Annotated in this window: 1 pseudogene; it reads right to left on the reverse strand. The window is 44.0% G+C overall.

Features of this window, described 5'->3' with window-relative positions:
- Nucleotides 1-502: pseudogene (locus tag A3729_RS03835) on the reverse strand (hypothetical protein); the annotation flags it as partial.
- Nucleotides 503-659: the final 157 nt, after the last annotated feature.

Raw genomic sequence — 659 nt, forward strand, 5'->3', positions numbered from 1 at the left:
CAGTTTTACTAAACGTTCCTAACTGAACCATCCAAATATTTTTAAAAACGGGCAAATGCGACACTTTTGGCTTGGAAGCCAGTGGACGTTTAGAGGCTGCTACGACAGGCTTAACTTCTTTGGGCTTAGGGGATTTTTTGACAGCTGCTGGGCTGGAAGGACTCTTTACCTGGACATCATCCGAAGGTTTTGACGCCTCATCGCTTAGGGCGCCAAGCTCAATTTTCTTAATAGCTTTCTCAGAGGGGCTTGGCTTAAGCAACTCATCACCCTCTACAACTTTACCCGTGTCGCTATCGACCGAGAGCACTTTGAACTGAGGTTGAACCGGCTTACCGATCTCTATTGTTTTATAGTCAGGTTTGGGTGGCACCGGTACTAAAAGACTTCGTCCTTCGTTATGAGGCTTATCAAAAATCATTGGCAGAAATATAATCGCCAAAGACAAGATAACGAACGCTCCGACCAAGCGTTGCTTTAAACTATCAACTGATTCACTCATAACTATCCATAAACTTTTTTGCGGCTTCGACAGTAAAGAACGAGCCAAACACTAACACAAGCGACTCTTTACCAGTAGTCATAGCCGATATTTCCTTCTCTTTTTGCTCTAGGCTAAACGCAAGTGCTTGATCTATCGTCTCGAAGCTAAGAACCTT

Source organism: Oleiphilus sp. HI0043 (genome assembly GCF_001634935.1).